This is a genomic window from Anaerobacillus sp. CMMVII (assembly GCF_025377685.1).
Taxonomy (GTDB): Bacteria; Bacillota; Bacilli; order Bacillales; family Anaerobacillaceae; genus Anaerobacillus.
The window spans coordinates 491973-513505 of record NZ_JACEHK010000002.1 but is presented as its reverse complement, the minus strand read 5'-3'; the positions used below and the strand labels follow the sequence as shown (position 1 = coordinate 513505).

Below are 21533 nucleotides of genomic sequence, written 5' to 3'. Positions count from 1 at the left end.
ATTTCTTTTCCTCCTTTTTTATTTTTGAGTAAACTTGAAATACCTTTAATGTTTAATGAGCATTTCTTGCTTAACTACATTTTCACACAAAATCACATATTTTTTATCAGTTAAATTCATGGTTATCTTCTGTAAAAACCCTTATTTTCAGGTAATTAAAATTGCGTATTCCCCCTAATCTATCCGGGAAAACCCTGACAAACGAGTTTAAATAATATGTAAAACAATGAAATGATATTTATTGGCACATATCGCTAACTTCCTTAGATCCAAATCTAATAACCTAAAAGATTAGAAAAAAAGCTAGGGAAATAAAATCTCCCTAGCTTTAATCACTAATTGATATTAGTCCTTGAGCAACTGCATAGCGTACTAACTCGGATCTCTTCTTCATGCCTAATTTTTCAGAAATTCTCGCTTTATGTGTTTCGACGGTTTTTACACTTACAAATAATTGTTCCGCAATTTCTTGATACGTAAAGCCTAAAGCAACGTATTTAAGCACTTCTTTTTCCCTTACACTTAATGGACACACCTTTTGTTGACTAGCCTTTGGTTCTTCAACAAAACCACGTAAAAGAAAGCTTGATAATGTTGGATAGATATATGTTTCACCTTGAAGGACAGTATTGACCGCTGAAATAAGCTCTGTATCTACAGCCTTCTTTAAAACGTAACCAGAAGCACCAGCCATTAACGCCTTTTTTAGATAGTCTTCCTCAGAAAACATCGTTAACATTAAGATTTTCATTTGTGGAAATATCTCTTTAATTTGCTTGGTCGCTTCAATCCCACCAATACCAGGCATAGATATATCCATTAATATTAAGTCGGGTTTCCATATAGCGGCCTTCTCAACGGCTTCTTCCCCCCGTGAGACTGTTCCTATAATTTCCCACTCATCTACTTTTGATAATAATAGTTGAATCCCGGACAATAACACTCCGTGATCATCAGCTAGCATAATTTTCGGTTTTGTCACAAGGTTCATCTCCAATCAAAATGTCTTTCACATAAACAGTCGTTCCAATACCTACGTTGGATTCAATCAATAGTTTCCCACCTAAAGATTCAATTCGTTCCTGCATTCCTTTTAAACCTAAATGATCCTTTACAAGATTTGCATTTAACATTTGATTAGCATCAAATCCTTTACCATCATCTTCAATAATAACCGAAACAATACCATTGGAATGTTTTAGAATGATACTTATATTTTCAGCTTCGGCATGCCTAGCTGCATTTGTTAAAGCTTCTTGTATAACACGATATATCGTCACCTCAATAATCGAAGAAACGCGGAGTTGATTAAACCCAATCACTTGAATATCAACGTCTAGATTAAATTTATTCATATACTCAATGACATACTTTTTAATTGCTGGTAATAAGCCAAGATCATCTAATACACTTGGCCTAAGTGACCAAGATATATAATGAATCTCCTCCAATGTTTTTTGCGATACTACTTTTAAATCTTGAATCTTTTGTTTCATCGCATCCGAAATTGAATGTTCCTCAAGTAAGGTCAGGCCAACGATGATGGAGGTTATCGATTGGCTTGTTTCATCGTGAAGTTCTCTTGAAATCCTTTTTCTTTCTTCTTCTTGTACTGTTATCACCCGTTCAAGAAGCTTCAACCTTAACTCTTCTTTATATTTTATTTCTTTCCATAACCTTGCATTTTCAGCTACAACAGATAGTTGACTAGCAAAAGAGTAGAGGAATTTTTTCGTTGTTTCATCTGGTTTATTGATAAAGCAAACGTTAATTTGACCAATTTTCATGGATGTCCCTATCGGAAGATAAAATTGTGATTCATGCAGAACTTGATCATCTTTATGGAGTTCACAATTTTCACAAGCTTTGTCTTTTCCTTTTTGACAACTATTTTTCCCCTGAAACGTAGCAATTTTTTCGCCAGCAAGGTCTAACTCAATAAAACAGCTATTTAAATTCAAATCATTTATAAGTAGGACGGCAGCATTTTTTAAATGCTTATTAAAATTATTGATATCAACTGAACTAACCGCTAATTGATGCAACAAAGAGAGCTCACTATTCCTCATCTGTAGTACATTTAAATATTGATTTTTTTCTTGCTCTTTTTGTTTTAACTTCTTTATCATCCTATTAAATTCTTTTCCTAACTTACCAATCTCGTCATTTGAATTAATATCAACATTACAGTCTAAATCTCCTGCAGCAACTTGTTTACTTTTCTCCATTAAATGCATTAAATCACGATACATAAATTTCGTTAGAAAGAACGCAATCACAAAACCAATAGCCCCAACAAAAATCGTCGATAAAATTAATATAAAGGTAATAGCATCGATTGTTTTATAGATTTGTTCCTCATTTAAACCAACTCTAACAAATCCGGCCTCTCCAGAAAATATAGGAGCTATGACATCATGAATAACCCCATTTTCTGAAGAGAAAGTCACTAACTGCTTAGTTTCAAAATGACTACCTACTTCAAGCAAATTTATATTTAAGAGATCCTCCGATATCTTAAAATCTGGTCCAAAGGTATGAATCAAAACGTTTAAGTCTTGGTCAGTAATAAAAATATATTCAATATCAGGGTTGTGTTGAGTTGTGTCTTGTAGTAAATTATGCAGACTATAAATATCTTTTAGTATTGTATAATCAATACTACGAGAACTTAAATCACTAGCGATTGAAACAGCTCGACGATCTAAATCTTCACTAAGTTTTACGACTAGAATTTCCCTGAGGATAATGGTACTCGTTATGGCCATTAGTATAACTAACCCGATTGTCATTCCTAGAACCTTCGTTTTCACGCTACTATTACTCAATACAGAAATAAATAAAAGATAGAGCCGTTTCATCCTACAGATCTCCTAAGTCTTTTAACATTTTAATAATCGGTTTAAATAGATCTTTATCTGGTACATCAAAATAATCATAACCTAACTTTTCAAGGGCTTTTCTCCCTTTCTCATCTTTATGCATCGATAAAATAACTTCCCGTAGCTTAATTTCAAGATCTGGGTCTATATTTGGATTAATCACAACTGGAGAATGTCCAACTAATTCTCCTTCTGCAATGATTTTTATTTCTGCAATAATAGGATTGTTTTCTTTTTTTAATTTATCAAACACTACACTATGGGTTGCACCTGCATCTACTAATCCATTTGCTACAGCTAAAATTGTATTATCGTGACTATATGTGTAATAAGCATTTGAGAAGTAACTATTAAAGTCAAATCCTCCTTGAACGATATTATATTTTGCAACTAAATAACCTGAGTATGATAAAGAATCCGAATATGCAAAGTTCTTTCCGTAAAGATCCTCCATTGAATTAATACTGCTATTATTTTTAGTAATAATATAAGATGTAAACTGTTTTTCCCCATCTATAACCGGCATCGCGATCTTTTTAATAATGCCTTCTCGCCTTCCTACTACTGAAAGGTAGGCACATACTATTCCAGCATCAATTTCATCACGTTCAAAAAGTTCCTTTACTTCCGTATACGTTTGTTTCTGGATTATTTCGACCGGTCGTCCTAATTCTTCCTCTAAATATTGGGCAAATTTATGAAATGTACGGTGGGTTTCACGAATCGATAAAATTGAGACAATCGCAAACTTTAGAGTTTCTTCATCATGATTTAGTGATTCATCTTCAGAATCTACTAAACTGGCTTCTGTTAACGCAATAACTGTTTCTGGGGCTTTAACTGAGCATGCTATTGAAATGCTTATAAGAAAACCAAAAATTACAATAATAAAAATTAATTTTATATATTGCATGTTTATCCCCTCTTTCCATCTCGACGCAATTGCTCTTTGACCATTTAATTAAAACAATAATCTATTTTAAGTATATTTTAAAACGGTGCATAGGAGGTAAAGAATACAACAGTTTTATGAATAAAAAAAGCCATGACGTTAATCACAGCTTTTTAACCATATCTATACTAAATTATTTTTTCTTGTAGCAATTTCCTCTTTAATGTTAAAGATAAACGTTTCAAGGCCAACTGCTTCTGAGTTTTGCTCACCATATTTACGTACGTTTACAGCACTTTCTTCAATCTCTTTGTCACCTAACACTAGAATATAAGGTGTTTTTTGCATTTGAGCTTCGCGGATCTTATAACCAAGTTTTTCGTTACGATTATCGATATGAACTCGTACGCCAGCTTCTAATAGCTTTGCCTTTACTTGTTCTGCATAATCAACATGAACTTCATTAACTGGGATTACCTCTACTTGTACTGGGGCTAACCATGTAGGGAATGCACCAGCAAAATGCTCAACTAAATACCAAAGAAACGGTCAATCGAACCGTAAATTGCTCTGTGAATGACAACTGGGTGAACTTTGTTGTTGTTTTCATCCACATACGTTAAATCAAACTTCTCAGGCATTTGGAAATCAACCCTGTATTGTCGCACATTGATGACTACGTTTAAGAGCATCTTTAATGTGGAAGTCAATCTTTGGACCGTAGAATGCGCCATCACCTTCATTTAATTGATAAGGTAATTGTAGATCTTCTAATACATTGCGAAGCGCATCTTCAGCTTGCTCCCATAATTTATCATCGCCCATTGAATTTTCTGGGCGAGTGGATAGTTCCACCGAGTATTCAAAACCAAATGTCTTATAGATTTGATCAACTAATTTAAACACTTCTTTTATTTCTGATTCAATTTGTTTTGGTGTTACGAAAATGTGAGCATCATCTTGGCAAAATGTACGAACACGGATCATACCATTTAACGCACCACTTAATTCATGGCGATGAACTTGGCCAAACTCAGCCATACGAATTGGAAGATCACGGTATGAATGAAGTTCATTTTTAAAGATTAACATATGGCCTGGGCAATTCATTGGTTTCATTGCAAATTTTGTATTATCAACTTCTGAGAAATACATGTTTTCATGGTAGTGTTCCCAATGACCAGATTGCTCCCACAAACGTTGATTCATCATGAATGGTGTACGAACCTCGTCATATCCTGCCCCACGTTGTAATTCTCTTGAAAAGTTTTCAAGTTCTGTACGAACAACTTGCCCCTTTGGTAAATAGAAAGGCATACCAGGTGATTCCTCAGAGAACATGAATAATTGAAGTTCTTTACCCAATTTACGGTGGTCACGTTTTTGTGCTTCTTCAATAAAATGTAAATACTCATCAAGATCACTTTGCTTAGGAAAGGCAGTACCATAAATACGCTGTAACATTTGGTTGTCACTATTTCCACGCCAGTATGCTCCTGCAATGCTCATTAATTTTAACGCCTTGATCTTTCCAGTAGATGGAAGATGTGGCCCACGGCATAAGTCAAAGAATTCACCTTGCTCATAGATCGAAATTTCTTCACCTTCAGGAAGCTCACGAATTAACTCAAGCTTTAAATGGTCTCCAATTTCTTCATAAATACGTAACGCCTCTTCACGAGTCACAACTTTACGTTCAATTTTAATATTTTCATTAATAATCTTTTTCATTTCTTTTTCAATTGCTGGAAGATCTTCTGGCTTCAATGGATTTTCCAAATCAACATCGTAATAGAACCCATTTTCAATCACCGGACCAATACCTAGCTTGATCTCTGGATAAGGCGCTTTAACGCTTGAGCCATTAGATGAGCCGTACTATGACGGTAAACTTCTAGGCCTTCTTTCGATTCAAGTGTTACGATTTCTACTGCTGAATCTTCTGTGATAGGCAATAATAGATCAACCACTTTGCCATTTAGTTTACCAGCAACAGCTTTTTTCTTTAAGCCTGGACTAATAGAGGCTGCAATATCCTCTGTCGTTACTCCATTAGCATATTCCCGTACTGCTCCATCTGGGAATGTAACCTTTACTTGGTTCATTTCTAAACACTCCTTTTTCATTCTAAAAAATGGTAATAACATAAAAAACACTCATCCCTAAAAAGGGACGAGTGTTATGCTCGTGGTTCCACCCTCATTCTCACATTTACGAATAGGTAAATGTGACTTATGAGAAAATAACGGTTTGTAGCCGTCAGTAGATACTTTAAATTTCCCTACTGAAGTTCAGAGGTGGTAAGTATTATTTCCGTGTTAGGAAGCTCCCAGCAGCACTTCCCTCTCTTAAAACCGTAAAATAAAACCCATGTCCTCATCAAGACTTTTTTGATGTATTTAGCTTATGTAGGTTATTATATGGATTTATAATTAGAAAAGCAAGTTTATTTTCTGTTTCTATTCATAGTAATGACTTCGATATGATTTATAGTTCTCTATCATCGAAGCCATCATCTTCCAATATTAGGTGATTTTATAATTATTTTTTTTAAAATGATCTTTTCTATTTAGTTTAACCCGTTCCTGGAAAATATTTTGGATAGATTGAATGACACTATTATCTACATCATCACTGTACAAGTGAACCTCCAATGGTGCAATGCTAACAAGCGGGCTGATTACCATTTCTTGAATGGGAATTCCCTTTTCAAAATGATTTCTCTATCTAGATAATGCTCAATTTTCTCGTAAGAAAGTTGGTGAAAATACTCATCATAAAAAGTAAAACTTCCATCAATAACGAGATGAACGCATGTTAATTTTGGCGTTCGCTTTTTTAAGTAAAAACGGAAATTCTCTACTAAATTTTGATATTCTTGTTCTAGTTGAAATTCATCAATTGCCATCTCAACACAATCGATTAGCTTATCTAAGTAACCTCTTAAACGGAAAGTTAAGAAAGATTCATAGCAAAAATTAATGTCTCTCGTTAGGAAGTTGGTAAAAGCGTCATGAATCATTTTTTCTGTAAAAAACATTTTTTTTACATTCGGAAGTTCTAAGCGTTCCCCAGCTAAGATTGATTTTGCCATTGCAAGAATTTGTGATTGTTCCTCTGGTACATCATAGTAGAATATATTTTGGATAACATCTAACAACCAAATATCTTCTTTTGTTTCAATTACATGCTTTTTTAAGATTTCCGTCAACACCGGCTTTATAGTCTCTTCAAAATCAAATGTATTGTCCACTTTTATAATTAATCTGTCACTAGCTAACGAAAGTTCTACTACTCCATTTTTTATAAAAGTATAAAGCCCAGCTTTAAAATTTTTGAACAAATAATACCGATCGAGCTTATTCTGTAAATAAATCTCTATCAATGAAAGCCCCTCCCACAACAATTAGACGCAACTACACCTAGTGTCCATTTTTTCTTTACATGTATATGGGGGCTTATCCTAAAAAATGCTTATTAGAACAAATTTATTACTAAAGTTAATGTTGTCAACAGATAATAAAGGATCGAAGAGCATTCTAAAAGTGCTGATAAGTACTTTTTCATAGCTCAAAAAACATACAAAAAGCCGATAAGTTACTTATCGGCTTTCACATTTAGTTTTGCATAACGAAATCTTTATCAGTTGTTTCCTCTTCTTTAAATACATGAAGGGTATTATACTTTGTATCACGCTGTGCTGGAATTTTACCCGCTTCACGAATAAGTCTTAAAATTAAATTAGAATTAACTTTATGAGTAGCACCTGCAGCAGATACTACGTTTTCTTCCATCATCGTACTACCAAAATCATTACAACCATAAGAAAGAGATTTCTTCCCGATTTCAGGTCCCATGGTTACCCATGATGATTGGAAATTTTGGATATTGTCTAAGAATAGTCTTGAGATAGCCAAATTCTTCAAATACTCATCAGGAGTCACTTTTTCGGCTTTAAGATTTGTATTGTCTGGTTGGAATGTCCAAGGAATAACGCTAAGAAGCAGTTTGATTCGTCTTGAGCATCACGGATCCGCTGAAGATGTAAAGCTCGTTCCTGAATTGATTCACCAAAACCGATAACCATTGTTGCTGTACCATGCATTCCAACAGTTTTAACCATCTTCATACACTCAATCCATTTTTCCCATGAACCTTTTTTCTTACTAATTTTTTGTCTTGTACGGTCATCTAAGATCTCCGCACCACCACCTGGAATTGAATCAAGCCCTGCTTCTTTAAGCTGTAACAGTACCTCTTTTAAGTTTAGTCCTGAAACTTCAACCATTTTCCAAACTTCAGCCGGAGAAAATGAATGCATTGTGATGTTAGGAAAACGTTCCTTAATTTTTCTTAAAAGGTTTGTATAATAGCTTAGTGGAAGATCTGGATGTGTTCCACCTTGCATTAAAATTTCCGTTCCATTTACATCTACTGTTTCTTGGATTTTATCTAAAATAAGATCATCTTCTAACACATAACCCTCTTCATGACCAGGTGGTCGATAAAAGGCACAAAAACGACAATACGTATCACAAAAATTTGTGTAGTTAATATTTCGTCCAATTACAAATGTAGTAATAGGCTCAGGATGCCACTTTTCATAACCTCGTTTGCAGCAGCACCAATTTTCTCTACCTCATTACTTTCATATAAATTAATAGCATCTTCAATTGTCAGACGCTCACCTTTAACAGCACGCTCAAGAATATGATCAATTGTCATGTAAAAACCCCCATCTCTATTAGTAGATAAGATTTATAAATCTAGTTACATCTTTTTTAAACAAGTCTAATCTATCGTAACACATTTTAAAGTAAAATGTATAATATAGAATTAGTAGCAGTAACTGCGATGCAATGCTTTCATCATTCTAATTTTTACATTTTTCCTCTTCGATTTACTCCCTCAATATAAACAGGATCAGCAAAATGACGGATACGCTCCATAATTCGTTTGGATTTAAGTTGCTCAATACCACCTTTTTGGGAGTAAGCCAGGTGTTCTTCTAGTTCATCAAAATCATAGTTTGAAGTATATAATGTCGGTAGCTTTTCAAGCATTCTATGTTGTAAAATTACACCTAATATATCATCTCTCACCCAACTTGACATTGTTTCAGCACCTAAATCATCTAAAATAAGAACAGGAACTTTTTTAACAAGATCAAGTTTTTCATTATATGATCCATCACTAATACCACTTTTTAACTCCCGGAAAAAGTCAGGTGTGTAAACCAGCATCGATGAAATATTTCTCTCTGCAAGTTCATTTGCAATGGCACCCATAATATATGTTTTTCCCACACCAAATTGACCGTGCAGATAAAGGCCTTTTCCCGTTTCCCCAGGATTCGTTGTTGTTGCAAACTCAACAGCTTTTGCAATCGCTACAATTCTAGAACGGTTATCTTGATCTAGCTGGTCGAAAGTTGCCTTCAAAATTTCTTTAGGAATGTACAAACTTTTAATCAGAGATTGCTGCTGTTTTTTTTGATCATCTTTCCATTTTCGATGACAGACATTATAACGTAGTTGTACTTGCTGTCTTTCTAGAAAAAGCTCTGGCTGATAGCCTTTCATCATGTTTACACACGTATCGAGACTCAAACATTTTGTACAATTATTCCGCTCATTTCTATACTCAAAGAACCGAGAAATATTGCGATTAATTTCAGATTCAGGAAGAGTTGGATTTTCACGAAGAAATTCTACTATCCATTTGTCAGAAAGAATATCTTCTTTTAAACGTTGGAAATTATCTAACATACTTTTTGAACTTTTCATTTTTTCTAACGTTTGTTTAATCAGTTCCAAAACTATCCCTCCTGGCGTTGTAATTTTAATAATTTAAATTTTTCTTCAAGCTCTTGTTTAACTTTTGTAATATCATCATCTTCTTGCTTAGAGGTAACTTCTTTTTTAGCTTCTATCAGCCATTTTGGAAGGCGATCTTTTCTCACATAACGATTGGTATTGTTTTGCCGCTGTTTGACTGGCCTTTCAGTGGTTGCAGCCGCCTCAGCAGTACCTTGATCCCACTGCTCACGCTTCTTGTATTCTCCCTTAGCTAAGGCCATCGCTTCTTTAACGGTTTTAACGTTTTTTCGGGCCCACTGACCAGCTATCTTTTCTACATAAGACTTTGTCAATTTCATATCATTAATTTCTAAAATAAAGTCAATAAGTACATTTGCAACACCAGGTAAAAGCTTATAATCCAATAATAGGGTTTCAACAATTTTAGCATCCCCTAAAGGAACTTTGGCCCCAGCAGCCGATTTACTTTCTAAAAGTGTCAGTGGAGATTCTGTTTCATAAAGCAAAATCATTTCTTCTTCTTCAGTTTTTGGTTCTTTCCCTGACATCGTTCTATACTTTTCAGGATGTGTTCTAAAGCCCAATCCTGGAGGTTCACTTTCATATGTGAATTTGTACCAGTTTTTCACTTTTTCTCTCATAACATCTAGGTCAACCGTATCATCATGAAGTAACGAATCTTGAATTATTTTACTCATTTCATAAGGGTCAATCCGGTAAACAAAAGCTAAGCGGACAATTGTCTCTTTAACTTTTTCAGTGAATAATGTTTTTGGATTGATCATATTCGATAGATACGTAATAAGTAATGAAAAGTCAAAAGCTTCTTCTAATATAGTGTAAGAGCTTTCTGAACTATCATTGTTAACAATATCCGATTGAGAATCAATGACTAAAGAAGTCGATAATTCCCCTTGTTGTGCCGAGATTTCTGAGTGGTGTAATGAAGTAAACACATCACTGAAAGATAACGTAATCTCTTTAAAGTTATCTTTATTTATTTTATTTATCGTAAACCGGTCTCTTAATTGAAGATAGCGGTATTTGCCAACGCGATTATACAAATAGACACTGAGAACATCATCCTTAAAGAACTCATGAGGACTAAAAGGCTTCTGTAATTCGTATAAATAGATAATATCCTCATCTTGCTTCTGCTTATAAACATTTAAGAGGCCAATACCTTCTAACTTTTTCCGTTCCTCATAAATCTTATCTAGAGGTAGACCCATCATTGTCATTAGTGTTTTGTGGGTTGTTTCAATACTCGTATATTGATCTCTTTCTAGTTCGCTCTGTAGCGCAAAGTAAAGACTATGAGCAATTGCCCCTATTAGAGGTTGATATAAAAGTGTAATTATTTTCCGATCTGCTTCGTTAATGAATGAAGTAGTTCGAACGACATAACGATCGACAGGTAACAAATGCATCCAATGTAACGCCATTCTTCCATCACCCATTCTATAAATTTACTAATCTATTTTAACATTTTTTTGGACAAATATTATAAATGTTTCAACCCAATTAGGGAAAAAATGTACATTTTTTAAGAAAAGCGCAAGCGCCCTGGGTAGCCAAGGAACTTCCTCGGGTTACTTCTCTGCTTTGCGACGAGTAACCGCAGGAGCAGCAACAAGCAAATGTTCTTCGAGGGGCTGAGCGCTGGAGCTAGACATTAACTACTAAAACTACTTTTTACGCTTTATGAATAAAAAAGAGCCAAAGATATCAATCTTAGCCCTTTTATTTGTTTCAGTTTTTTGTAATAGCTCTTTTAGTTCGTCAATAAATACGTTTATATCCTTAAATTGGCGATAAACTGATGCAAAACGCACATAAGCAACATCATCAACATCAGCTAAGTATTCCATCACACTTTCACCAACATCTTCACTCTTAACTTCGGGTGCTCCAGCGTTTCTCAAGTCTTTTTCAACTTTATCAACTATTTCTTCTAACTTTTGTAACGGAACTGGCCGTTTTTCACACGCACGGATTAGACCTCGCAGAATTTTATCTTTACTAAATTCTTCACGATTCCCATCTTTTTTTACAACAATTAACGGGGTTACTTCAACAGTCTCGAAGGTTGTAAAGCGAAAATTACATTCTTCACATTCACGTCTTCTTCTAATTGAGCGCCCTTCGTGGCTTGGCCGTGAGTCAAGTACTCGAGTACCGTTATAATTACATGTTGGACAGCGCATACCTATCATCTCCATAAGTTTGCCTTAGTTTTCACTATTAATGATATAAAAAAATAGATGTAAGTACAAGTTATTGTTTAGAGTTCTAGAAAATTTCTTTGCCTCTCGAAAAACTCATATTCATTTTGACTATAAATCTAAACTAAAGCAGCTTTGCTCCTAAGCCTGAGCCAACATATTCTAATCGTTTATCGAGTTTTTCATAAGTATCTTTTATTACTTTCGCACTATAGCCAAAGTCCATAGGTAATGCCGTTTCTGTACTTACAGCGAAATCTACCGCAGTGCGGTTAGGGGATACCATAATGACTGTTGCTACTAAGAAAAACTTTTTCTTAGTGCCACCGTTCACAATAATTTCGCCTCGTTCAACTGAATGGTCTCGGACTTCAAAATGAGGAGTTTGCTGGAATAATGTCAGAACTTCATTAAATGCCTTATCTTTCATCGCTTTATAGTATCTAGTCTTTAGCGTCTCATCCGAATGTAATTCTCTTGTCTCTGTATGTGTAGATATAAATTTGTTAAACTTGTCCTTTAAACTCATTTGTGCCACCTCTTTAGGATTTGATTGTGTATGGATAATTAAATTATAGACAAATAATATAAAAATTACTAGAAATGAAAAAAGAGATGGTTTCATTACTTTCAGAATGAAGGAAAATTTGACTTTTAAATGATTAGAAAAAGTAAATAGAGGTCTCTCGTTTCTCATTTTGCTCGTAAACCTCGCTTGGCTACAAATAAAATGCAAAAAAAAAAAATGGCTGTTGAAAATTCTCAACAGCCAAAAAGAGGTGATTAAACCTCCTTATTTGTTTGATTTATAAAGCAGTTACTTTAGGTTTCCCAACATGTATCGGTCCCATCCCTCTATAAACTTGTATGTGTTCTACAGTTTTAGCTCCGAGACCTTTTGAGATGTAATTTGAAGCAACATTTGGGTCTATACGATTACCACAAGTATATACATCTATACTTGCATAGCCCTGTTCAGGAAAAGAGTGAATGGTTAAGTGAGACTCTGAAATAATCACTACTCCACTTACTCCGAGAGGTGCAAACTTATGAAACACAACCTCTCTAACTTCCGCACCCGCCTCTAATGCAGCATCAACAAACAACTGTTCAATAAAATTGATATTATTCAATTTATCTACGTTGCAACCCCATAGTTCCGCAATTACATGACGACCCATTGTATCCAGTTGAATCCCCCCTCCGTAAGCATACTTGTATTGAATTTGCGTAATTAGCCTGCAAATTCAATACAAGTACAAGTGATTCAACTGTTACTATTCCCTTAGATCTTTAAATAAATTATTCAAAGTAAGTGTTAAGAAACACCAATTTCGTTATACTTTTTTATTTGGCTTGCTACATAATTTACCAAGTCTACTACTCTACATGAATAACCCCATTCATTATCATACCATGCTAATACTTTGATTTGTTTTTTTCCAATAACCATTGTTGATAACCCATCAATGATTGAAGAATTTTCATTACCGTTAAAATCAATTGATACAAGTGGTTCCATCGTAAAACCTAAAATACCTTTTAAAGAACCATTAGCAGCTTCTTCAAACGCTTGGTTAATCTCCTCAATTGTAATTTCCTTTTCACGGTTGCTACTAAATCAACTAATGACACGTTTGGAGTTGGCACTCGTAATGAAAGTCCATTCAGTTTCCCTTCAAGTTGAGGTAGCACTAATGATAAAGCTTTTGCTGCTCCAGTCGTTGTAGGAATGATTGATTGACCACATGCTCTTGCTCTACGCAAATCTTTGTGTGGATTATCAATATTTTTTTGGTCATTTGTATAAGAATGAACAGTTGTCATTAATCCACTTTCAATCCCAAATTTTTCATCGATCACTTTAGCAACGGGTGCTAAGCAGTTTGTCGTACAAGATGCGTTTGAAATTACATGATGTTTCTCATGATCATATTTCTCTTCGTTAACACCCATTACAATTGTTACATCTTCATTTTTTCCCGGTGCGGTAATCACAACTTTTTTCGCACCAGCTTCTATATGATAAGAAGCGGTTTCCTTAGATTTAAATTTACCAGTAGCTTCAATTACGATATCTATATTTAGTTCTTTCCAAGGAAGCTTTTTTGGGTCTCTCTCACTAATTAAATGGATGGTTTTGCCGTTTACTGTAAGCGTTCCATTCGGCTCCGCTTTAACTTCCCCCATAAACTCACCATGGATACTATCATATTTTATCAAGTGAGCAAGTGTTTCAGCTGGGTAACTTGCATTTATTGCAACAAGATCAAGTTTATTTTCAAGAATTGCTTTTCTAAACACCATTCTTCCTATTCTTCCAAATCCATTAATCGCTACTTTCACTTTCATATATGATATCCCTCCACACCAATATGTCATACTAAATATTTAAATTATAAAATTAGTATAACATATAATATGAATTATTGAAGATTTATTTTCCTATTTACGTAATAAATAGTTGAAAAATAGACAAATTAACTAAATTAGACTCTTGATTACCAATTTTATGCACAAAAAAGTTAGCGTTTTGCAAATCGCAAAAGCTAACTTTTATAACTTATATTGCTTTATTAGAGAATAGCCTCTGAGGCATACAAGCCAATCGTACTTACTTTTTAAGGAGCACCATTTGCTAGAAGCTACTAGCAACCATCTTTAGAAAACAATTTTTATAAGCAATTCCATTTTTTTAGGATTGATAATAATTGTTGTTTGGTCTCATCAATCGATCCATGATTATGGATCACTTCATCAGCAAGGGCTATTTTGTCTTTTAGTGGCATTTGTGCATTTATGCGGACTAATGCTTCTTGATCCGTAAATTGATCCCTCTGTTTTAAGCGCTCTAATTGAAGTTCGTAATCAACAAAGACAACGATAATCTTTTCGACCATGTTTGTTAACTTGCTTTCAAATAACAACGGAATATCTAAAACAATTGTAGCAAAACCTTCATTTTTAAAACTTTCAACTTTTTCGTGCATTCTAATTCGAATAGCCGGATGAACAATCGAATTTAGAAGCATTCTCTTTTTTTCGTCCTGAAAAACAAGTGCCCCTAGTTTCTTTCGATCTAAGCACCCATCATTAGTTATAATTTCTTTTCCAAAAGCGTCAACAATCTTTTGGTACGTTGCTTCTCCTTGTTCTACAACTTCCCTTGCGATGATATCAGCATCAACAACAGGGATACCTTCATTTTTCATCATATTCGATACTGTACTTTTTCCACTAGCTATTCCACCAGTTAATCCAATAATCATAACTAATCTCCTTACTAACACTACAAGCGAAAAATCCCTAGCACAATCAATAGTAATCCTGGTATAAATGAAAATTTATGCATAAATTTTGAATCAGAGAATAAGTAACCACTTTTCATTCCTAAGGTAACACAAAAAGCACTCATCAAGGCAACACTTACTGCCATAAATAAAGGTGAAAAACCTATTAAAGCTGCACCAATCCCTGCTCCAAATGCATCTAATGAAAGTGCAATTCCTAAGAAAAAAGCTTCCCTGCCTGTAATTGTCCCTGAATTATCAAAGTCGGCAACCATCGGTTTTCGTAAAATTTTAATTACTACACCTAGAACTTTAATTTCAAAGTTTAAAATCACTGCGTCTTCCTTGTTTTTTTCATCTTTTTTTGCTGGTCGATAAATTTGGTATAGTGCCCACGCACCGATCATGATTAAAATACTACCACCAATTGTTTCAGCTACACTTGGAGATAAATACTTCATGATTAGATTTCCGATAGACATCGCTATGAGAATCGAAATCGCTGAGCATGAAGCAATAAATAGTAATGATTTAACAGGAAGTTTCATTTTCCTTAAACCATATGTTAATCCAACTCCAAAGCTATCTAGACTTACTGCCAACGCTAATAAGAGTAAGGAAAGAATTTCTACCATATACAAAAGCTCCTTCCAACCACTGATAGGATAGTATATGGCAGGAGCCCATCCAATGTACTTACTTTTTTTAGTGTGAAAGTTTAAAGTGTAGAGTGTAGAGTTTTCGAAAGCTTTTGCTTCGAAGCGTAACTGACCCAACTCTAAACTCTAAACTCTACACTCTGAACTCTACACTCTTAACTGGCATTTCGGACAATAATGGGTACCTCTACCTCCGACAACGGTCTTTTCAATCGGAGTTGAACACACTTTACACGGTTCTCCTTTTCTTCCGTAAACGAACAGCTGTTGTTGAAACATCCCCATTTCTCCTTGTCCGTCAACGTAAGACTTGACTGAACTGCCCCCTAAATCGATCGCTTCTTTTAGTGTGGCTTTTATTTCAGTATGAAGCTTTTTTAATTCTTTAGTGGTTAACTCTTTACCAATTCGCTCAGGGTAAATTCCTGAGCGAAAAAGTGCCTCATCAACATAAATATTACCTAAACCAACTAATTTTGACTGATCTAGTAAGGAAACTTTTACCTTTCGGTTAGTCCCTTTCAATAATTCCTTAAGGGTTTTGGGTTGAAACGCCTCATCAAAAGGCTCAATTCCTAGCTGAGCCAAAGGTAGACTAGCGTCCTCTTCCCCCTTTAGAAACAGATGCATGGTACCAAACTTTCTTACATCCCGATATCTCAGCTCAGTTCCATCGGTAAACGAAAAAATCACATGTGTATGTTTATCTATTGGTTCATCGTTTTGATGTAAACCGTACCTCCCTTCCATACGGAGATGAGATACAATCACATAATCATCTAATATGAACTTCAAAAATTTTGCCCGTCTTTCAATATTGTGTATTGTTTGACCAATTAACAAGTGACAAAATTCAGCTACATCATCAGGCTTCTTAATGATTTTCCCCCAATGAACAATTACTTCCTTAATTTCTTTTCCAATAACAAGCTGTTGTAACGTACGCTTTACCGTCTCAACTTCAGGTAGTTCTGGCATAACTACACCCTTTCTTTTTAGTGTAGAGTCTATAGTGTAGAATGTAGAGTTGTTAAGGAGAAGCTTCGAAGCTTTCCAAAAGTTAACTCTAAACTCTCAACTCTACACTTTAAATTACTTCGCGTCATACCATGAGCTGCCGTATGCATACTCAACTTTTATCGGTACCTTGAGTTCCACAGCAGATTCCATTACTTCTGGAACAATTACTTTTAACTTTTCTAATTCGTGTTTTGGTGCTTCAAAGATGAGTTCATCGTGTACTTGTAACAGTAGCTTAGCCTCTAAACCATCTTGAGCAATTCTTTCACTGATATTTACCATTGCTTTTTTGATAATATCAGCTGCGGTTCCTTGAATTGGCGTATTCATAGCTGTTCGTTCCGCAAAACTTCGTAAATTAAAATTACGGCTCGTAATTTCAGGAAGGAATCGACGACGATTTAAAAGCGTTGTTACATAACCATTTTCCCTAGCTTCCTGAACTATATCTTCCATATAATCTCGAACACCTGGGAAACTTTCTAGGTATTTTTCGATAAACGTACCTGCTTCTTTACGGGTTATACCTAAACTTTGCGATAAACCGTAATCGCTAATTCCATAAACAATTCCGAAGTTAACTGCTTTGGCATGACGTCGCATTAAATCTGTAACAGCCTGAGCTTCTACATGGAAAACATCCATAGCTGTTCTGGTATGAATGTCCATACCTTTATTAAAAGCCTCGATTAAGTTCTTATCATTTGCAATATGAGCCAATACTCTTAATTCAATTTGAGAATAATCGGCAGCAAACATAATCCAATCTGGGTTAGATGGCACAAAAGCCTTTCGAATTTTCCGGCCTTCTTCTAATCTGATCGGTATATTTTGTAGGTTTGGCTCCGTCGAGCTTAACCTTCCAGTTTGCGTCAATGCTTGGTTAAACATTGTATGAATTTTATTGGTATCCGAATGAACAACCTTTAATAAGCCCTCAATATAAGTAGAATTTAATTTTCCTAATTGACGATAGTGTAAGATACTTGGAATGATCTCATGCTTGTCTGCTAGTTTTTCCAACACCTCTGCAGATGTTGATGCTCCAGTTTTGGTTTTCTTAATTACTGGGAGGTTAAGTTTCTCAAACAAAACTTCCCCAAGTTGCTTAGGTGAATTGATATTAAATTCAACTCCTGCAAGCTGATGAATTTCTTTTTCAAGGTTTTTTAACTGATTGCCTAAATCCTCTCCCATTAGCTTTAATTGTTCTACATCCACTTTTACCCCAGTCATCTCCATTTTTCCTAGGATAATTGATAAAGGCATTTCTAAGTCATAAAAGAGTTCTTTTAAATGGTTTGCTGTAAGTTCCTCGCGAACTTCTTGTCTTAACGTGTAAACGGTATTTGCTTTTTTTACGAGATGCTCTGCTAAAACCTCTATGGCAGGAATTTTCCGTTTCGCCCCCTTACCATATATAGCTTCATCAGAAGAAACTACTCGCTTCCCTTTCCGATTTGCAATGTCTGCTACCTCATGGGAAGCAGCAGATGGATCTAGGATATAAGAGGCAATTAAAAGATCAAAATTAATCCCTTCTAGTTCTATTCCCTTCCATCCAAGAGCAACAACAGCTCGTTTCGCATCAAAAATGGCTTTTTTAGCCTCTTTATTTTTTGCCCATGCTTTAAAAGCATCACTTGCTAAAGCTAGTTCAGTTGAAATGAAATAACGCCCAGTTTCATTTACAATAGCTAAACCAAGGATATCTGCTTCGTGATAATTGTCATCCAATACTTCCACTACGAGAGCAGAATGATCTGTAAGCATGTCACTAGAGATTTTATCAGCAATCGTAAAATCAAGTTTTTCTGTTACCTCTTCCAATTCCTCTTCCACTGTACCAAAACGATCTAACAAAGATTGAAAATCGAGTTCTTTAAACAATGGCACGATTTTCTTTTCGTCGTATCCTTCAAAGAGAAGTTCTTCTTTTGGAATACTAACCGGAACATCGCAAAAAATGGTTGCAAGTTCCTTACTCATTAAGGCCTTTTCTTTATTCTCAGTTAAATTTTCTTTTAATTTTTTTCCTGAAACTGCATCAATGGATTCAAGGACTTTTTCAACTGAGCCAAATTCTTTAAGTAGCTTAATGGCTGTTTTTTCACCTACTCCTGGTACACCTGGAATGTTATCAGATGGGTCTCCCATGAGGCCTTTCATATCAATAATTTGTGAAGGAGTAAGCCCATACTTTTCATTAACAAATTGTTCGTCATATGTATCAACATTTGAAATTCCTTTACGGGTTAAAGCAACGGTTACTTTAGGCGAGACAAGCTGAAGTAAATCTTTATCGCCTGAATAGATTTTTACTTCCCAATCCTCATGCGAACTTACTTGTTTGGCAAGCGTCCCGATGATATCGTCTGCCTCATAGTTTTCAATTTCATAGCGTTTTATTCGGAAAGCATCTAGAAGTTCACGAATAAGTTGAAATTGCTCTGATAGTTCTGGCGGTGTTTTTTGCCTACCACCCTTATATTCCTGAAATGTTTTATGTCGGAATGTCGTTTTTCCAGCATCAAAAGCAACTAACATATGGGTGGGCTTTTCTTCCTCAATTACTTTTAATAGCATTGTTGTAAAACCATAAACTGCATTTGTATATACCCCTTTATCATTGTTTAAAAGGGGAAGTGCAAAAAACGCTCGATAAGCAATACTATTACCATCAATCATTACCAATTTATTTTTCAAGTAACACACCTCGACTAATTCTTATTTATAGTTATTTTATCATGTTTACCGATGAATATAAAAAGGATGACCCTAAAATGAGTCATCCATCAGTTTTAATCTGTATAGCCCATTAATATACGTGCATAAGGTGAATCAGCAGGAAGAACTATTACAGTTTGGTCATCAATTGTTTTTTCATAACTTAAAAGTGTTCGATAAAGATTGTAAAATTCCACATCTCGACCAAATGATTGGTTATAAATTTGTGCAGCTCCAGCTTCCCCTTGACCGATAATTTCATTTGCATCTGCATTCGCTTTAGCAACAATTTCTTTTACTTCGCGGTCCGTATTTGCCCGGATACGATTTGCCTCAGCATCCCCTTGCGATAGATAATCTTGCGCAATTGAATTACGTTCGGAAATCATCCGACGGTAAACTGCCTGCTCATTTTCTTCTGGTAAATCCGTACGCTTCATTCGAACGTCTGTTACGGAAATTCCATAATTATCTCTTTCAAGTAATTCGTTTACTCGGTTTAAGATCCTATCATTAAAACTTCCTCGAGAAGAGTCTTCTTCATTAATGATTTGATCAAAATCTAATTGGCCTAACTCAGCGCGGATAACAGAATAAATAAAGTTCATCATGATTGTTTCTGCACGGTCAATTGTTTGTGCGCTAGAAATCATTTGTTGTGGGTCATCAATGCGCCATACTGCATAGTTGTCGATAAGAATTCTCTTTTTATCACGTGTATTAATTTCTGTTGGTTCAACATCTAATATCATTTGTTTTTTTGTTAAAGTTGAAACTGATTGAATAAATGGTATCTTAAACTTCAATCCAGGTTCTTGTTCCACACGGACAACTTCACCAAACTGTCTAACAACTTTAAATTCACCTTGTTGCACTATAAACAAGTTTGAGAGTAGAATCATTAGCAAACTTAGTAAAACGACAAAAATTATTCCTAGTTTCGTATACTTCTTCCACTCATCTGTTGGCTTACGTTCACTAAAATCGATAATTTTATCACTCATTAGTTTCCACTCCCTTCACTAGGCTTTGTCGTAGTTGCAGGTGGACTTGCTTCCGCAGATCTTTCAAGAGAACGAATCGGCAAATACTTAACCGTATCACTACTGCTATCCATAATATATATTTCCGTATTCGGTAACACTTTTTCCAGTGTTTCGAGTACTAAGCGTGACCTTGTAACTTCTGGATTTATTAAATACTCAGCATATAAAGCATCGAATCTTGCGACATCCCCACGAGCTCTTTCTAAACGCTCAGTACGCGTCCCCTCAGCTCTTGACATAATCGCATCTTGCTCACCTTTTGCTTCATTCATTTTTTGATTACGATATTTCGTAGCTTCATTAATTTTTGTTAGTCTTTCTTCTCTAGCATCAGTAACTTCTGTGAAAGCACGTCTAACATCTTCATTTGGTAATTCAACATCTTGGAGCTTTACGTCCATAACCGAAATCCCAATGTCATAGGTTTCAATTAATGCAACAAGGTAATCCCAAACTTGAGCCTCAATGGCAGGACGCTGATCCGTTAGGGCATCGTCTATCCTTGAACTTCCAATTACACCACGAAGAGAAGCTGATGTTGCACTGAATAAAATTTGTTCAGGATCATTAGAATTAAATAAGAACTTCTCTGGGTTTGTAATTCTCCATTGAACAACTAAATCAGCAAGTAAGATATTTTCATCACCTGTGATCATTTTTGCTTCGTCACGGTATTCGACTACTTGACCATTGGTCTCATCATAACCTACTGTTGTTGTAAACGTACCTCTTGATAAGATTTCGACCTTTTGAATTGGCCAAGGCATTTTAAACTTTAAACCTGGCTCTGTAATGTGCTCATCTACTTTACCAAAAGTAATTAAAGCAGCCTGTTCAGACTCATCAACTATATACCAGCCAGTCGTTAAAAACAGCGCTAAAATTGCAATTCCGATGAGTGAGAGGAAGCCGACAATCATTTGCTTCACTGTTACCATGTTGTTCACCACTTTCTATTTTTTTTGTTCCACTA

At 35.1% G+C, this 21533-nt stretch carries 16 protein-coding genes, 3 pseudogenes and 1 other annotated feature; all 19 genes and pseudogenes read right to left on the bottom strand.

Annotated elements, in window-relative coordinates; all coding sequences use genetic code 11:
• Positions 1-328: 328 nt before the first annotated feature.
• The 19 genes and pseudogenes from H1D32_RS06590 to hflK all read right to left on the bottom strand — a co-directional run bounded on the left by H1D32_RS06590 (position 329) and on the right by hflK (position 21498).
• A complete protein-coding gene (locus tag H1D32_RS06590) occupies positions 329-982 on the bottom strand; it encodes a response regulator (protein WP_261177454.1) in 654 nt (217 codons plus the stop codon).
• Positions 954-2861, bottom strand: a complete 1908-nt coding sequence (locus tag H1D32_RS06585) for a sensor histidine kinase (RefSeq protein WP_261177453.1) — start codon at positions 2859-2861, stop codon at positions 954-956. The genes H1D32_RS06590 and H1D32_RS06585 overlap by 29 nt, the downstream gene beginning before the upstream one ends.
• Position 2862: 1 nt before the next feature.
• The gene (locus H1D32_RS06580; RefSeq protein WP_261177451.1) at positions 2863-3795 is read right to left on the bottom strand and encodes a substrate-binding domain-containing protein; all 933 of its coding nucleotides are present in this window, start codon (positions 3793-3795) and stop codon (positions 2863-2865) included.
• A 162-nt stretch (positions 3796-3957) separates the two neighbouring features.
• Positions 3958-5900, bottom strand: a pseudogene (thrS, locus tag H1D32_RS06575) (threonine--tRNA ligase).
• Positions 5901-5939: 39 nt separating this feature from the next.
• Positions 5940-6166, bottom strand: a binding site (T-box leader).
• A 133-nt stretch (positions 6167-6299) separates the two neighbouring features.
• Positions 6300-6461: a sporulation protein YtxC gene (gene ytxC / locus H1D32_RS25295; RefSeq protein WP_396126150.1), complete on the bottom strand. Its 162-nt coding sequence runs from the start codon at positions 6459-6461 to the stop codon at positions 6300-6302.
• Positions 6455-7159 (bottom strand): sporulation protein YtxC, encoded by a 705-nt coding sequence (gene ytxC, locus H1D32_RS06570; protein ID WP_261177450.1) that lies wholly within the window; start codon positions 7157-7159, stop codon positions 6455-6457. Before ytxC (H1D32_RS06570) ends, ytxC (H1D32_RS25295) begins: the two co-directional genes overlap by 7 nt.
• A 232-nt stretch (positions 7160-7391) precedes the next feature.
• Positions 7392-8499 (bottom strand): annotated as a pseudogene (mqnC, locus tag H1D32_RS06565) (cyclic dehypoxanthinyl futalosine synthase).
• 155 nt (positions 8500-8654) lie between these two features.
• On the bottom strand, positions 8655-9590 hold the full coding sequence (gene dnaI, locus H1D32_RS06560; RefSeq protein WP_261177449.1) for a primosomal protein DnaI: 936 nt from the start codon (positions 9588-9590) through the stop codon (positions 8655-8657).
• 2 nt (positions 9591-9592) lie between these two features.
• A complete protein-coding gene (locus tag H1D32_RS06555; protein WP_261177448.1) occupies positions 9593-11038 on the bottom strand; it encodes a replication initiation and membrane attachment family protein in 1446 nt (481 codons plus the stop codon).
• Positions 11039-11281: 243 nt separating this feature from the next.
• Positions 11282-11800: a transcriptional regulator NrdR gene (gene nrdR, locus H1D32_RS06550; RefSeq protein ID WP_261177447.1), complete on the bottom strand. Its 519-nt coding sequence runs from the start codon at positions 11798-11800 to the stop codon at positions 11282-11284.
• Between the two features lie 142 nt (positions 11801-11942).
• Positions 11943-12347, bottom strand: a complete 405-nt coding sequence (locus H1D32_RS06545) for a DUF1499 domain-containing protein (protein ID WP_261177446.1) — start codon at positions 12345-12347, stop codon at positions 11943-11945.
• Positions 12348-12624: 277 nt separating this feature from the next.
• On the bottom strand, positions 12625-13008 hold the full coding sequence (gene speD, locus H1D32_RS06540) for an adenosylmethionine decarboxylase (RefSeq protein ID WP_396126158.1): 384 nt from the start codon (positions 13006-13008) through the stop codon (positions 12625-12627).
• A gap of 128 nt (positions 13009-13136) precedes the next feature.
• A pseudogene (locus H1D32_RS06535) lies at positions 13137-14170 on the bottom strand (glyceraldehyde-3-phosphate dehydrogenase).
• Between the two features lie 323 nt (positions 14171-14493).
• Entirely contained in the window at positions 14494-15087 is a 594-nt protein-coding gene (coaE, locus tag H1D32_RS06530; protein WP_261177444.1) for a dephospho-CoA kinase, read from the bottom strand.
• A 20-nt stretch (positions 15088-15107) separates the two neighbouring features.
• Positions 15108-15743 carry a sporulation membrane protein YtaF gene (gene ytaF, locus H1D32_RS06525; protein WP_261177443.1) on the bottom strand — a complete coding sequence of 212 codons (636 nt, stop codon included), beginning with the start codon at positions 15741-15743 and terminating at the stop codon, positions 15108-15110.
• Positions 15744-15914: 171 nt separating this feature from the next.
• Positions 15915-16745: a DNA-formamidopyrimidine glycosylase gene (mutM, locus tag H1D32_RS06520; protein ID WP_261177442.1), complete on the bottom strand. Its 831-nt coding sequence runs from the start codon at positions 16743-16745 to the stop codon at positions 15915-15917.
• 114 nt (positions 16746-16859) lie between these two features.
• Complete coding sequence (polA, locus tag H1D32_RS06515) at positions 16860-19475, bottom strand: DNA polymerase I (protein ID WP_261177614.1); 2616 nt, start codon at positions 19473-19475, stop codon at positions 16860-16862.
• Positions 19476-19588: 113 nt separating this feature from the next.
• Positions 19589-20518 (bottom strand): protease modulator HflC, encoded by a 930-nt coding sequence (gene hflC, locus H1D32_RS06510; RefSeq protein ID WP_261177441.1) that lies wholly within the window; start codon positions 20516-20518, stop codon positions 19589-19591.
• Positions 20518-21498, bottom strand: coding sequence for an FtsH protease activity modulator HflK (gene hflK / locus H1D32_RS06505; RefSeq protein WP_261177440.1), 981 nt, complete (start codon positions 21496-21498; stop codon positions 20518-20520). The genes hflC and hflK overlap by 1 nt, the downstream gene beginning before the upstream one ends.
• Between the last annotated feature and the right edge of the window lie 35 nt (positions 21499-21533).

What these genes read in the sequence shown, in the direction of transcription:
- mutM (WP_261177442.1), bottom strand. Translation starts at nt 16,745, where the DNA reads ATGCCAGAACTACCTGAAGTTGAGACGGTAAAGCGTACGTTACAACAG.
- ytxC (WP_396126150.1), bottom strand. Translation starts at nt 6,461, where the DNA reads ATGGTAATCAGCCCGCTTGTTAGCATTGCACCATTGGAGGTTCACTTG.
- H1D32_RS06555 (WP_261177448.1), bottom strand. Translation starts at nt 11,038, where the DNA reads ATGGCGTTACATTGGATGCATTTGTTACCTGTCGATCGTTATGTCGTT.
- ytaF (WP_261177443.1), bottom strand. Translation starts at nt 15,743, where the DNA reads ATGGTAGAAATTCTTTCCTTACTCTTATTAGCGTTGGCAGTAAGTCTA.
- H1D32_RS06580 (WP_261177451.1), bottom strand. Translation starts at nt 3,795, where the DNA reads ATGCAATATATAAAATTAATTTTTATTATTGTAATTTTTGGTTTTCTT.
- H1D32_RS06585 (WP_261177453.1), bottom strand. Translation starts at nt 2,861, where the DNA reads ATGAAACGGCTCTATCTTTTATTTATTTCTGTATTGAGTAATAGTAGC.
- hflC (WP_261177441.1), bottom strand. Translation starts at nt 20,518, where the DNA reads ATGAGTGATAAAATTATCGATTTTAGTGAACGTAAGCCAACAGATGAG.
- coaE (WP_261177444.1), bottom strand. Translation starts at nt 15,087, where the DNA reads ATGATTATTGGATTAACTGGTGGAATAGCTAGTGGAAAAAGTACAGTA.
- polA (WP_261177614.1), bottom strand. Translation starts at nt 19,475, where the DNA reads ATGATTGATGGTAATAGTATTGCTTATCGAGCGTTTTTTGCACTTCCC.
- nrdR (WP_261177447.1), bottom strand. Translation starts at nt 11,800, where the DNA reads ATGCGCTGTCCAACATGTAATTATAACGGTACTCGAGTACTTGACTCA.
- hflK (WP_261177440.1), bottom strand. Translation starts at nt 21,498, where the DNA reads ATGGTAACAGTGAAGCAAATGATTGTCGGCTTCCTCTCACTCATCGGA.
- H1D32_RS06545 (WP_261177446.1), bottom strand. Translation starts at nt 12,347, where the DNA reads ATGAGTTTAAAGGACAAGTTTAACAAATTTATATCTACACATACAGAG.